Here is a 12,236-nt window from a genome sequence, read left to right as displayed (position 1 = left end):
CCACCCTACAGCTGATGTCGCGCGCTGTGCGCGCGAATCGCGGGCATGGCCCGCTGCCACAAATGACCGCGCCATCTCCCTTGCCCTGCCTCTCGTGAACACACCTCCAAACCCGGCGGGCCATGACCTGCCGGGGCTGCTGCGGTCGCCTGGCGACTACGCGCTTCTTTCCGTCACGGACTCAGAGATTTTTCAATGGACGGTATCTTCCTGCAGCAACTGGTCAACGGCCTGACCCTCGGCTCGGTCTACGGCCTGATCGCCATCGGCTACACCATGGTTTACGGCATCATCGGCATGATCAACTTCGCCCACGGCGAGGTGTACATGGTCTCCGCCTACCTCGCCGCCATCGCCATCGCCGTACTGGCGTTCTTCGGTGTGCATTCCTTCCCGCTGGTGATTCTCGGCACGCTGGTGTTCACCATCGTGGTCACCGGTGTGTACGGCTTTGCCATCGAGCGCATCGCCTACAAACCGCTGCGCAACTCCACGCGGCTGGCGCCGCTGATCAGCGCCATCGGCATGTCGCTGATCCTGCAGAACTACGTGCAGCTCAGCCAGGGCGCACGGCAGCAGGGCATCCCGACCATGCTCGAAGGCGCGCTGCGCCTGCATGTGGGCGACGGTTACGTGATGATCACCTACACCAAGCTGTTCATCATCGCCGCGGCCATCATCGGCATGCTGGCGCTGACGTTCATCATCCAGAAGACCCGCCTGGGGCGCATGTGCCGCGCCACCCAGCAGGACCGCAAGATGGCGCAGATCCTCGGCATCAACACCGACCGGGTGATCTCCTACGTGTTCGTCATCGGCGCCTCCATGGGCGCGCTGGCCGGGGTGCTGATCACCCTCAACTACGGCACCTTCGATTTCTATGCCGGCTTCATCATCGGCATCAAGGCCTTCACCGCGGCGGTGCTTGGTGGCATCGGCTCGCTGCCCGGGGCGATGCTCGGCGGGCTGATTCTCGGCGTGGCCGAGGCGCAGTTCTCCGGGATGGTGAATTCCGACTACAAGGACGTGTTCAGTTTCTCGCTGCTGGTGCTGATCCTGATCTTCCGTCCCCAGGGCCTGCTGGGCCGTCCTCAGGTAACCAAGGTGTGATGCCGTGAGTACGACTTCTATCGATGTGAAAAAGAGCCTGGTCGATGCGCTGATGGCCGGGTTGATCGCCCTGATCGTGTTCGGCCCGGTGGTGGGCGTGGTGCTCAAGGGCTACGACTTCACCCCGCAATTCGACCGCGTGGCCTGGATGGTCGGTGCGGTGATGGTCGGCCGCCTGCTGCTCAGCCTGTTCCTGCAGACTTCCCGCGGGCGCGTGGTGCTGGAGGGCTTCGAGCGCTCCGGTGGTGGCGTCGGCGTGCAGCCGCCGGGCTATGTGTCGCGCATGCGCTGGATCATTCCGGGGCTGATCCTGCTGGCGATCATCTTTCCATTCTTCGCCAACAAGTACCTGCTGACGGTGATCATCCTCGGCCTGATCTACGTGCTGCTCGGCCTCGGCCTGAACATCGTGGTGGGCCTGGCCGGCTTGCTCGACCTGGGCTTCGTGGGCTTCTACGCCATCGGTGCCTACGGCCTGACCATGGGCTACGAATACCTGGGCCTGGGCTTCTGGAGCCTGCTGCCGCTGGCGGCGCTGATGGCGGCCTTCGCGGGGATGATATTGGGCTTCCCGGTGCTGAGGATGCACGGCGATTACCTGGCCATCGTCACCCTGGGCTTCGGCGAGATCATCCGCCTGGTGCTGACCAACTGGCTGGAGGTCACCGGCGGCCCCAACGGCATGAGCGCGCCGGCGCCGACCTTCTTCGGCCTGGAGTTCGCCCGCCGCGCCAAGGACGGTGGCGTGCCGTACCACGAGTACTTTGGCGTGGCCTACAACCCCAACATGAAGTTCCTGTTCATCTACGCGGTGCTGGTGCTGGTGGTCTTGCTGGTGCTCTACGTCAAGCATCGGCTGACCCGCATGCCGGTCGGCCGCGCCTGGGAAGCGCTGCGCGAGGACGAAATCGCCTGCCGCTCCATGGGCCTTAACCACGTGCTGGTCAAGCTCTCGGCGTTCATGCTCGGCGCCTCCACGGCGGGCATCGCCGGGGTGTTCTTCGCCACCTACCAGGGCTTCGTCAACCCGACCTCGTTCACCTTCTTCGAGTCGGCGCTGATTCTCGCCATCGTGGTGCTCGGCGGCATGGGCTCGACGGTGGGCGTGGTGATCGCCGCCTTCGTGCTGACCATCGCCCCGGAGCTGCTGCGCAGCTTCGCCGACTACCGCGTGCTGCTGTTCGGCGTGCTGATGGTGGTGATGATGATCTGGCGACCGCGCGGGCTGATTCGCATCAACCGCATCGGCATCGCCCCGCGTAAAGGAGTCGCGCCATGAGCGACAAGATCCTCTCGGTCGACGGCCTGATGATGCACTTCGGCGGCATCAAGGCGCTCAGCGACGTCAACTTCTCGATCCAGCGCAATTCCATCTCGGCGCTGATCGGCCCCAACGGCGCCGGCAAGACCACGGTGTTCAACTGCCTGACCGGCTTCTACTCGGCCACTGGCGGCAAGATCATGCTCAACGCCCAGGGCCGGCAGACCGATGTGATCCAGATTCTCGGCGAACCCTTCGCCGCGGACGATTTCATCAAGCCCCGGCAGTTAGGCTCGCGGCTCTGGTACAAGATGTTCGGTGGCACCCACCTGGTCAACCGGGCGGGCCTGGCGCGCACCTTCCAGAACATTCGCCTGTTCAAGGAAATGACCGTGCTGGAAAACCTGCTGGTGGCCCAGCACATGCTCGCCGAGCGCAGCCTGATCAAGGGCGTGCTCAACACGCCCGGTTACCGGCGTGCCGAGAACAAGCTGTTGGACACCGCCTTCTACTGGCTGGAAGTGGTCGATCTGGTGGCGCAGGCCAACCACCTGGCCGGCGAGCTTTCCTATGGCCAGCAGCGCCGCCTGGAGATCGCCCGGGCCATGTGTACCGGCCCGGAGCTGATCTGCCTGGACGAACCAGCGGCCGGCCTCAACCCCTCGGAAACCCACGCGCTGAGCAAGATCATCCGCCTGCTGCGCGACGAGCACGGCCTGACCGTGCTGCTGATCGAGCACGATATGGGCATGGTGATGAGCATCAGCGACCACATCATCGTCCTCGACCATGGGCTGGTGATCGCCCAGGGCGGCCCGGACGCCATCAAGAACGACCCGAAAGTGATCGCTGCCTACCTCGGCGCGGACGAGGAGGAAGTGGCATGAGCGATGTTAATGCGGCACCGCTGCTGGCGTTCAGGGACGTCGACGTGCATTACGGGCAGATCCAGGCGCTGAAGAAGGTCAACCTGCACATCGACCCGGGCGAAACGGTGAGCCTGATCGGTGCCAATGGCGCGGGTAAATCCACGCTGCTGATGTCGATCTTCGGCCAGCCGCGGGCCAGCGGCGGGCAGATTCTCTACCGTGGCGAAGACATCACCCGCAAGAGCACCCACTTCGTGGCGTCCAACGGCATCGCCCAGTCGCCGGAAGGGCGCCGGGTGTTCCCGGACATGAGCGTCGAAGAGAACCTGCTGATGGGCACCATCCCGATCGGCACCGGGCATGCCGATGAAGACATGCAGCGCATGTTCGAGCTGTTCCCGCGCCTCAAGGAGCGGCGCAACCAGCGGGCGATGACCATGTCCGGCGGTGAGCAGCAGATGCTGGCCATCGCCCGGGCATTGATGAGTCGGCCCAAGCTGCTGCTGCTCGACGAGCCGTCGCTGGGCCTGGCGCCCATCGTGGTCAAGCAGATCTTCGCCACCCTGCGCGAGCTGGCGCAGACCGGCATGACCATCTTCCTGGTCGAGCAGAACGCCAACCATGCGCTGCGCCTCTCCGATCGCGCCTACGTGATGGTCACCGGAGAGATCCGCATGACCGGCACCGGTCAGGAGCTGCTCGGCAACCAGGAAGTGCGCAACGCCTATCTGGGCGGGCACTAGGGTATAACGCGGCGGCCGCTGCTTGTCTGGCGCGACCTAACTGGCGCTGCCGCTCGCGCCCTGTGCATAAGCGGCGAACCAGTGCTGCAGGCTATCGATGAGGGTCATGGTCTTCTCCTTTTTGAACCTGGGCACAGCGTAGGGCCTGGGCGCCCGTTTGGCCGCTTGTTTGTGTGGATGACCTCGATAGTCTTTGTGGATGGCCTATTGGCTGCCTGCGGTCTGTTGCCTCAGGTCATGGGAAATGCGGGCGTGATAGGGCACCCTGCAGGCTGTGAACGTATTTACTGCCAAGGAGACTCCCATGATTCGCAAGTTTGTCGTCGCCTCCGTGCTGGCCCTGGTCAGTGCGCCGCTGTTGGCCGCCGAATGTTCGGTGGAGGTGCATTCCACCGACCAGATGACCTTCGATACCAAGGAGATCAAGGTCAGCAAGAGCTGCAAGACCTTCACCATCGACCTCAAGCACGTCGGCAACCTGCCCAAGCACGTGATGGGCCACAACCTGGTGGTGGCCAAGAGCGCAGACGTTCAGGGCATCAGCACCGACGGCATCGCAGCTGGCGTCGACAAGGATTACCTGAAGCCCGACGACGCCCGGGTGATCGCCCACACCAAGCTGATCGGTGGCGGCGAGTCCGACTCGGTGACCTTCGATGTCAGCAAGCTGGATGCTGCCGGCAGCTATGAGTTCTTCTGCTCCTTCCCCGGCCATGCCGCGCTGATGAAGGGTGCGCTGACCCTGGTCGACTGATTCCTGCTGTCGTCTCAAGGCCGCTGCTTGTCAGCGGCCTTTTCTTTTGTGCAGGAAAATCAGCGGCTTGCCATATTTACCCACAGACCCTGTTGATAAGCCTGTATCGATCATGTGCAAAAGACCGCGTAGCGCTGTGGTGGCGTGGTCTGCGGGATATCGCGGTATTTTTGACCAGCGCCAATAGCGCTTTGCAAACAAGGCTTTAGGCAACGCAGGCGGGCAGTTGTGGAGTTTTCCCCGGTTGCTGTGCGCAGTGCTGTGGATAAGGTGAGCATGCACGGCTGCAGGCCTTTGGACACGTGGGGTAGAGAGGGCTGGTCGTTATTTGATCAGCTCGTCTGAGTGCCAAAAATTACCGCCGCGTCAATCATTACTTCAACGATTTCAGTGCCTTGAAGGGCGCGAGCGGAAAGGTTGTCCACGCAAGGTGTGGAGTACGCTGTGGATAAGGTGCGTGCAGCGCCGGCCAGGCCAGGAGCTGCAGGCGCTGGCGCAAGCTGGTGGTTTTTTGCTCAGGGCGGTGCGCCCGGTTTCAGTCCTTGTCGCCGGCGCTGAGGCCACGCCAGCGCTTGGCGCCGATCAGGATGAAGCGCAGCTGTTCGATCATCTTGGCTTCCGGCCGCCGATGGGCGGGCAGGGCGGCGGTCTGTGGGTCGATCAGCTCGGGCAGGGTGGCGAACACGGTCTTCACCACCAGATCGGCCAGCACGCTGCGCGCCGCTTCGTCGAGGTGCTGCAGCTTGGGCATCAGGCTCAGGTCGCTGGTCAGGTCGGCGGCGATGTCATCGCGAAAGGCCGCCAGGGCCTGGCGCACCGGCAGCGAGCCGCCATATTGCTCACGGGCGAGAAACAGGAACTGGCCGCGATGCTGCTCCACGGCGCGCAGGAAGATCTGCACCGAGGCATCGATGATGCCGCCCAGCTCGAACTCGTTGCGGCGAACCTGGCGCAGGGTGGTGCGGAAGGTCTCGCCGACTTCGGCCACCAGGGCCAGGCCGAGGGCGTCCATGTCCTTGAAGTGGCGGTAGAAACCGGTGGGCACTATGCCGGCGGCGCGTGCCACTTCGCGCAGGCTCAGGCTGCCGAAGGCCCGGCCACTGTCCAGCAGCTGGCGGGCTGCATCCATCAGCGCCTGGCGGGTGGGGTGGGGGGATTGGCGTGCTGGCATGGAATCACTTCCTTGTCGGGCTCGGTGCAAGCATCGTAAAACAAAACCCCGCCATAGGGCGGGGTTCGAGGTGTTACGAGAGCCGTATTAGAACCTGCTCAAAGTCTGCTGCGCGTCGGCACTGCAGCGTTAAAAACAGACTCGGACTGCTCATTTACAGTTCGTAAACTCCGCGTCCTCGCCTGTTTTCGCCTTGCATTGCTCTAGCTCGCTAGACTTTGAAAAGGCTCTTAGTAACGGTTCTTCAGGCCGTAGCCCTCGTCGAGCATGCCCGGTACGTCGTCGGCCTTTGGCGCGTAATCCTTGGGGATTTCCATGTCGCGCGGCGGCGTCAGGCGTTCGCGCTTGTCGGCGCTCGGCTCGGCGTGCAGGGTGGCGAGCAGGCGCTGGCGGGTCACTTCGTCGAGTGCCAGGCGATCGGCACCGTGGGACAGGTGCTCCTGAACGTCGTGATAGCTCTGGGTCAGTTTCTTGACCAGATTGGCAGTGGTGTTGAAGTGGGTGACCACTTCGTTCTGGTAGGCCTCGAAACGTTCCTGCATCTCGTCCAGCTGGCGCTGGGTGCGGCTGGGGGCGGCATTGGGCGCGAGACGGGCGATCAGGAAACCGATGGCGATGCCAGCGACCAGGGTAAGTGCCGGTAGCAACCAGGCGGTGAGCGTCTGTTCCACGAGTCCTTCCTCTCTAAACGGCTTTGCTTTACGTTAACGGCTGGAACCTGCGCTGTACACCGCTAAGTGCGTGTAGGCGAAGGTGTTTTAAGGTGTCTACCCGGCAACGCCTAGTGCGGCCAGGGTACATCGTTCGACGAGTCGACCCGAATCAAGGTCACGGAGTTCACTGTTGCTGATCCGCGAAACCCCCATGATGATCGATGGCCCGAGCGGCCAGTTGGAAGCCCTTTGCCTAGAGGTCGCCGAGGCGCGCGGCGTGGCGCTGATCTGTCACCCGAATCCGGTGCAGGGCGGCACCATGCTCAACAAGGTGGTGTCGACCCTGCAACGCACCGCCCGTGATGCCGGCTATCACACCCTGCGCTTCAACTACCGGGGCGTCGGCGCCAGTGCCGGCAGCCACGACATGGGCAGCGGTGAAGTCGATGATGCCGAGGCCGTTGCCCACTGGCTGCGCGAGCGCTACCCGGACCTGCCGCTGACCCTGATGGGCTTTTCCTTTGGCGGTTTCGTGGCTGCCGCCCTGGGCGGTCGCCTGGAGCAGCAGGGTATCGAGCCCACACAGCTGTTCATGATCGCGCCGGCCGTGATGCGCCTGAACGGCGAAAATCCGCCGGCCGAGCGCTGCCCACTGGTGGTGATCCAGCCGGATGCCGACGAAGTGGTCGAGCCGCAGCTTGTGTACGATTGGTCGGCCAACCTCGGGCGTGCTCACGAACTATTGAAAGTGGCAGAATGCAGCCACTTTTTCCACGGCAAGCTGACCGATCTCAAGGATCTGCTGCTGCCTCGCCTGTGATCTGCCGCGTGCCAGCCTGGCACGCCGGATCCCCAAGTTGGTCCACGTAAAGCGAACCTGAACATGACCACGCGTATCCTTACCGGCATCACTACTACCGGCACGCCGCACCTGGGCAACTATGCCGGGGCGATTCGTCCGGCCATCGTCGCCAGCCGCCGCGCCGACATGGATTCCTTCTATTTCCTCGCCGACTACCACGCGCTGATCAAGTGCGATGACCCGGCGCGCATCCAGCGCTCGCGCCTGGAGATCGCCGCGACCTGGCTGGCCCTGGGCCTGGACACCGACAAGGCGACCTTCTATCGCCAGTCCGATATCCCGGAAATCCCCGAGCTGTGCTGGCTGCTGACCTGCGTGGCCGGCAAGGGCCTGCTCAACCGTGCCCATGCCTACAAGGCCTCGGTGGACAAGAACGTCGAAGCCGGTGAAGACCCGGATACCGGCGTGTCGATGGGCCTGTTCAGCTATCCGGTGCTGATGGCCGCGGACATCCTGATGTTCAACGCCCAGAAGGTGCCGGTCGGTCGCGACCAGATCCAGCATGTGGAAATGGCCCGTGATATCGGCCAGCGCTTCAACCACCTGTTCGGCCAGGGCAAGGACATTTTCAAGCTGCCCGAGGTGGTGATCGAGGAAGACGTCGCCACCTTGCCGGGCCTCGACGGCCGCAAGATGTCGAAGAGCTACGACAACACCATCCCGCTGTTCGGCAGCTCCAGGCAGCTCAAGGACGCCGTGGCGCGCATCGTTACCGACTCCCGCCAGCCCGGCGAGGCGAAGGACCCGGACAACTCGCACCTGTTCACCATCTACCAGGCCTTTGCTGCCCCGACCCAGCAGGCGGATTTCCGCGCCGCGCTGCTCGGCGGGCTGGCCTGGGGCGAAGCCAAACAGGCGCTGTTCGAGCTGCTGGAGGCCGAGCTGGGCGAGGCGCGCGAGCGGTACCACGCGCTGATCGCCCGCCCGGCGGATCTGGAAGACATTCTGCTGGCCGGCGCCGCCAAGGCGCGCAAGATCGCCACCCCGTTCCTGGGCGAGCTGCGCGAAGCAGTGGGCCTGCGCTCGTTCCGCGAGCAGGTGCAGGTTGCCACGGACAGCAAGAAGAAGGCCGCCAAGCGCGCGCGCCTGGTCAGCTTCCGCGACGAGGACGGCAGCTTCCGTTTCCGCCTGCTGGATGCCGATGGCGAGCAACTGCTGCTGTCGCCATCCTTCGCCGATGGCAAGGCAGCCGGGCAGGCGAGCAAGGGCCTGCAGAGCGGCGAGCCGCTGGACATCCGCGTGCAGGGCAATGCGTTCGGTGTATGGCTGGACGATCAATTGGTCGGCGAAAGCCCGGCCTTCGCCGATGCCGGGGCCCTCGAGGCGGCGGTTGCCCGTCTGCGTGCCGCCCTGGCGCCGGAACAGGCCTGACACCTATGGGCGGCGCTACGGTCTGAAGCCTTAGAACCTGTTCACGATCTGCTGCGCGTCGGCCCTACTGCGTTAAAAACAGACTCGGGATGCTCATTTACAGCTCGTAAACTCCGCTTCCTCGACTGTTTTTGCCTTGTATGGCTCTAGCTCGCGAGATCGTGAACAGGTTCTTAGCCCCGCTGCCCGTAGGGCCAATTTGCCAATCCCCGGGGGCGTCGTTAAAGTGTCGCCCCCGCTTTACTTGCCCGGTTTTCGCACTATGACGCCGCTCGAACGCTACCAGGCCGACCTCAAACGTCCGGACTTCTTTCACGATGCCGCCCAGGAAAAGGCCGTGCGCCACCTGCAGCGCCTGTACGACGAGCTGATCGCCGACGAGCGCAACAAGCCCGGGGTGTTCGGCAAACTGTTCGGCAAGAAGACCGTCACCCCGGTCAAGGGCCTGTATTTCTGGGGCGGCGTCGGCCGTGGCAAGACCTACCTGGTCGACACCTTCTTCGATGCCCTGCCGTTCAAGGAGAAGGAGCGCACCCACTTCCACCGCTTCATGAAGCGCGTGCACGAAGAAATGCGCACCCTCAAGGACGTCAAGAACCCGCTGACGGTGATCGGCAAGCGCTTCTCCGAGCAGTTCCGGGTGATCTGCTTCGACGAGTTCTTCGTTTCCGACATCACCGACGCGATGATCCTGGCGACCCTGCTCGAAGAGCTGTTCAAGAACGGCGTGACCCTGGTGGCCACCTCCAACATCGTGCCCGACGGTCTCTACAAGGACGGCCTGCAGCGCGCGCGCTTCCTGCCGGCGATCGAGCTGCTCAAGGTGCACACCGAGATCGTCAACGTCGACAGCGGCATCGACTATCGCCTGCGTGCCCTGGAGCAGGCCGAGCTGTTCCACTTCCCCCTTGGTGACGCGGCCGAGCAGAGCCTGGAAAAGAGCTTCAAGAGCCTGCTGCACGAGCAAACCACCGTGCAGGAAAACGAGTCACTGATGATCGAGAACCGCGCCATCGTCGCGCGCCGGGTCGGCGGTGACGTGGGCTGGTTCGATTTCCGCGAGCTGTGCGATGGCCCGCGCAGCCAGAACGACTACATCGAACTGGGCAAGATCTTCCACTCGGTGATCCTCTCCAACGTCGAGCAGATGAGCGTGGCCAAGGAAGACATGGCGCGGCGCTTCATCAATCTGGTCGACGAGTTCTACGACCGCAACGTCAAGCTGATCATCTCCGCCGAAGTGGAGCTCAAGGATCTGTACACCGGCGGGCGCCTGAGCTTCGAGTTCCAGCGTACCCTCAGCCGCCTGCTGGAAATGCAGTCCCACGAGTTCCTGTCGCGCCCGCACAAGCCCTGATCGGCTGATTGCAGTGGCCAAGGCCGCACGCTCGCTTCCTGACCGGAGGCACGGCGTGCGGCTTTTTCGTTTCAACTGCCCGCTGGCTGCACCTGCTGCTGGAACTGCTGGCGGTAGTGGTTGGGCGACAGCCCGGTGTGCTGGCGGAACAGGCGGGCGAAGAAGCTGGCGTCGTCGTAGCCGATCTCGTAGCTGACCGCCTTGATGCTTTTCGGTGATGACGACAGCAGCCCCTTGGCGGTTTCGATGCGCAGGCGCTGCAGGTAATACAGCGGCTTGTCGCCGGTGGCCGCGTGGAAGCGGCGCATGAAGTTGCGGATGCTCATGCCGTGGTCACGGGCCACGTCCTCGAAGCGGAAGCGCTCGGCGAAATGCTCCTCGAGCCACTGCTGGATCTGCAGGATCTTGGTGTCCTGGTGCTGCTTCTGGCCGCCGAAGCCGATGCGCCCCGGGGTGTAGCTGCGGCGCACCTCGTAGAGGATGTCGCGGGCCACGCTCTGCGCCACGCTGGTGCCGCAGAAGCGCTCGATCAGGTAGATGTACAGGTCGCAGGCCGAGGTCGGGCCGGCCACGCAGTAGAGGTTGTCGGCGTCGGTCAGGTGCTTGTCCTGGTTCAGCGCCACGGCAGGGAAGCGCGTGGCGAACTCGCTGAAGAAGCGCCAGCAGGTGGTCGCCTCCTTGCCATCGAGCAGGCCGGCTGCGGCCATCCAGTAAACCCCGTTGGCTTCGCCGCACAGGCTGGCGCCGGTGGCATGGCGTGCGCGCAGCCAGTCGAACACCTGCGGGTAGCGGCTGCTCAGGGCGTCGTAGTCGTCCCAGAAGGCCGGCAGGATGATCAGCTGGGCTTCGCTGTCGAGCGGGCCGTCGACCGGCAACTGCACGCCGCTGAAGCTGTTGACCGGCAGCCCGTCCGGGCTGACCAGGCGCACCTCGAAGGTCGGCACCAGGCCCAGGCCTTGCTGCTTGCCGTGGCGCAAGCCAGCCATATGAAAGAAATCTCTGGCCTGCATGAGGGTCGAAGCGAATACGCCGGGCGTGGCAAGGATGCTCACGCGGGTGAGCGGGGACGGGCTGGGCATGGCTGTTGTTCTTGTTCGAGTGATTGGTGGTAAAGCCGTCAGGTTCCGGCTGAATCGTCTTCTTTTATCCGGGCTGAGTCCAGCCCGGTCTCACAACGCTGTGCTGGGAGAAAGGTTGTCATGCTGAGTTTTGCCGAGTTGGCCGCTTCGCCGTTCGCCGAATGGGACGGTACACCCGCCGCCGCCAGAATCCTGCAAAAAGAACTGGCCGAACAGGTACGCCTGGAGGATGACTTCCCGCCGCTGCGCCTGCTGGCCGGCGTGGATGTCGGCTTCGAGGAGGGCGGCGAGATCACCCGCGCCGCGGCCATCCTGCTGGATGCCGAAACCCTGCAGCCGATCGCCGAATGCGTAGCGCGCGTTCCCACCAGCATGCCCTACGTGCCGGGGCTGCTGTCGTTTCGCGAGCTGCCGGCGCTGTTGTCGGCCCTGGCGGGGCTGCCCCAGGAGCCGGACCTGATCGTCGTCGACGGCCATGGCATTGCCCATCCGCGCGGCCTGGGGATCGCCGCGCACCTGGGCGTGGTGACCGGCCGGCCGACCATCGGCGTGGCGAAGAAGATCCTCACCGGGCATCACTGCGAGCTGGGCGATGAACGAGGCGACAAGGTAGAACTGCTCGACCGCCAGAACCGGCAGATCGGCTGGGTACTGCGCAGCAAGCGCAAGGTGCGACCGCTGATCGTCTCGCCGGGCAACCGGGTGAGCATGCACAAGGCTGCTGAGTTGGTGCTGAGCTGGGATCGCGGCTATCGGCTGCCGGAACCGACACGCCTGGCGGATCGGCTGGCGTCGCGGCGCGATAGCAAGGGGCCGAAGTTGCTGTAGGCAGGCTTGAGCATTGCGCGAATGTGCGGGGGGATGGGTTGTCACCCATCCTACGGTCTGTGGGAGCGCGCCATGCGCGCGAATCGCGGGCATGGCCCGCTTCCACAAAAGCAGGTCCCCCGGCCTTGATGGCTCAACACGTCGTGGGGTGGGTGATAACCCACCCCACGACCTCTGG

Annotated in this window: 12 protein-coding genes; 9 read left to right on the top strand and 3 right to left on the bottom strand. The window is 64.0% G+C overall.

The genetic code is table 11. The features are described 5' to 3' along the window. The first annotated feature begins 195 nt into the window (after positions 1-195). The 5 genes from QYS36_RS17290 (at position 196) to azu (ending at position 4,737) form a co-directional block, all read left to right on the top strand. The gene (locus QYS36_RS17290; RefSeq protein ID WP_070887221.1) at positions 196-1,110 is read left to right on the top strand and encodes a branched-chain amino acid ABC transporter permease LivH; all 915 of its coding nucleotides are present in this window, start codon (positions 196-198) and stop codon (positions 1,108-1,110) included. Between the two features lie 4 nt (positions 1,111-1,114). After that, complete coding sequence (gene livM, locus QYS36_RS17285; protein WP_308840659.1) at positions 1,115-2,389, top strand: high-affinity branched-chain amino acid ABC transporter permease LivM; 1,275 nt, start codon at positions 1,115-1,117, stop codon at positions 2,387-2,389. Next, positions 2,386-3,258, top strand: a complete 873-nt coding sequence (locus QYS36_RS17280; RefSeq protein ID WP_308840658.1) for an ATP-binding cassette domain-containing protein — start codon at positions 2,386-2,388, stop codon at positions 3,256-3,258. The genes livM and QYS36_RS17280 overlap by 4 nt, the downstream gene beginning before the upstream one ends. Continuing rightward, the gene (locus tag QYS36_RS17275; protein WP_308840657.1) at positions 3,255-3,983 is read left to right on the top strand and encodes an ABC transporter ATP-binding protein; all 729 of its coding nucleotides are present in this window, start codon (positions 3,255-3,257) and stop codon (positions 3,981-3,983) included. Before QYS36_RS17280 ends, QYS36_RS17275 begins: the two co-directional genes overlap by 4 nt. A gap of 304 nt (positions 3,984-4,287) precedes the next feature. Continuing rightward, entirely contained in the window at positions 4,288-4,737 is a 450-nt protein-coding gene (gene azu / locus QYS36_RS17270) for an azurin (protein WP_308840656.1), read from the top strand. Between the two features lie 535 nt (positions 4,738-5,272). Here azu and QYS36_RS17265 read toward each other — a convergent pair. Continuing rightward, on the bottom strand, positions 5,273-5,908 hold the full coding sequence (locus QYS36_RS17265; protein ID WP_308840655.1) for a TetR family transcriptional regulator: 636 nt from the start codon (positions 5,906-5,908) through the stop codon (positions 5,273-5,275). Positions 5,909-6,138: 230 nt separating this feature from the next. Then, a complete protein-coding gene (locus QYS36_RS17260; protein ID WP_308840654.1) occupies positions 6,139-6,579 on the bottom strand; it encodes a ZapG family protein in 441 nt (146 codons plus the stop codon). 172 nt (positions 6,580-6,751) lie between these two features. Here QYS36_RS17260 and QYS36_RS17255 point away from each other — a divergent pair, with 172 nt between their 5' ends. The 3 genes from QYS36_RS17255 to zapE all read left to right on the top strand — a co-directional run bounded on the left by QYS36_RS17255 (position 6,752) and on the right by zapE (position 10,151). After that, positions 6,752-7,381 carry an alpha/beta fold hydrolase gene (locus QYS36_RS17255; RefSeq protein WP_308840653.1) on the top strand — a complete coding sequence of 210 codons (630 nt, stop codon included), beginning with the start codon at positions 6,752-6,754 and terminating at the stop codon, positions 7,379-7,381. 63 nt (positions 7,382-7,444) lie between these two features. Continuing rightward, positions 7,445-8,794, top strand: a complete 1,350-nt coding sequence (locus QYS36_RS17250) for a tryptophan--tRNA ligase (protein ID WP_308840652.1) — start codon at positions 7,445-7,447, stop codon at positions 8,792-8,794. A 262-nt stretch (positions 8,795-9,056) separates the two neighbouring features. Continuing rightward, entirely contained in the window at positions 9,057-10,151 is a 1,095-nt protein-coding gene (gene zapE, locus QYS36_RS17245; protein ID WP_308840651.1) for a cell division protein ZapE, read from the top strand. A 71-nt stretch (positions 10,152-10,222) separates the two neighbouring features. On the opposite strand, the gene QYS36_RS17240 is transcribed toward zapE, so the two are convergent. Further along, positions 10,223-11,137, bottom strand: coding sequence for a GlxA family transcriptional regulator (locus QYS36_RS17240; RefSeq protein WP_308840756.1), 915 nt, complete (start codon positions 11,135-11,137; stop codon positions 10,223-10,225). 213 nt (positions 11,138-11,350) lie between these two features. Between QYS36_RS17240 and nfi the strand changes: the two genes are divergently transcribed. Next, complete coding sequence (gene nfi / locus QYS36_RS17235; protein ID WP_308840650.1) at positions 11,351-12,058, top strand: deoxyribonuclease V; 708 nt, start codon at positions 11,351-11,353, stop codon at positions 12,056-12,058. Positions 12,059-12,236 lie beyond the last annotated feature (178 nt).

Source organism: Pseudomonas sp. G34, from assembly GCF_031119625.1.
Lineage (GTDB): Bacteria > Pseudomonadota > Gammaproteobacteria > Pseudomonadales > Pseudomonadaceae > Aquipseudomonas.
The sequence above is the reverse complement of the archived record's forward strand: the minus strand, read 5'-3'. Positions and strand labels throughout refer to the sequence as shown.

Bases quoted from the DNA above. Each gene is read 5' to 3' on its own strand.
- QYS36_RS17290 (WP_070887221.1), top strand. From the start codon at position 196: ATGGACGGTATCTTCCTGCAGCAACTGGTCAACGGCCTGACCCTCGGC.
- QYS36_RS17280 (WP_308840658.1), top strand. From the start codon at position 2,386: ATGAGCGACAAGATCCTCTCGGTCGACGGCCTGATGATGCACTTCGGC.
- QYS36_RS17275 (WP_308840657.1), top strand. From the start codon at position 3,255: ATGAGCGATGTTAATGCGGCACCGCTGCTGGCGTTCAGGGACGTCGAC.
- azu (WP_308840656.1), top strand. From the start codon at position 4,288: ATGATTCGCAAGTTTGTCGTCGCCTCCGTGCTGGCCCTGGTCAGTGCG.
- QYS36_RS17265 (WP_308840655.1), bottom strand. From the start codon at position 5,908: ATGCCAGCACGCCAATCCCCCCACCCCACCCGCCAGGCGCTGATGGAT.
- QYS36_RS17250 (WP_308840652.1), top strand. From the start codon at position 7,445: ATGACCACGCGTATCCTTACCGGCATCACTACTACCGGCACGCCGCAC.
- zapE (WP_308840651.1), top strand. From the start codon at position 9,057: ATGACGCCGCTCGAACGCTACCAGGCCGACCTCAAACGTCCGGACTTC.
- QYS36_RS17240 (WP_308840756.1), bottom strand. From the start codon at position 11,137: ATGGCTGGCTTGCGCCACGGCAAGCAGCAAGGCCTGGGCCTGGTGCCG.
- nfi (WP_308840650.1), top strand. From the start codon at position 11,351: ATGCTGAGTTTTGCCGAGTTGGCCGCTTCGCCGTTCGCCGAATGGGAC.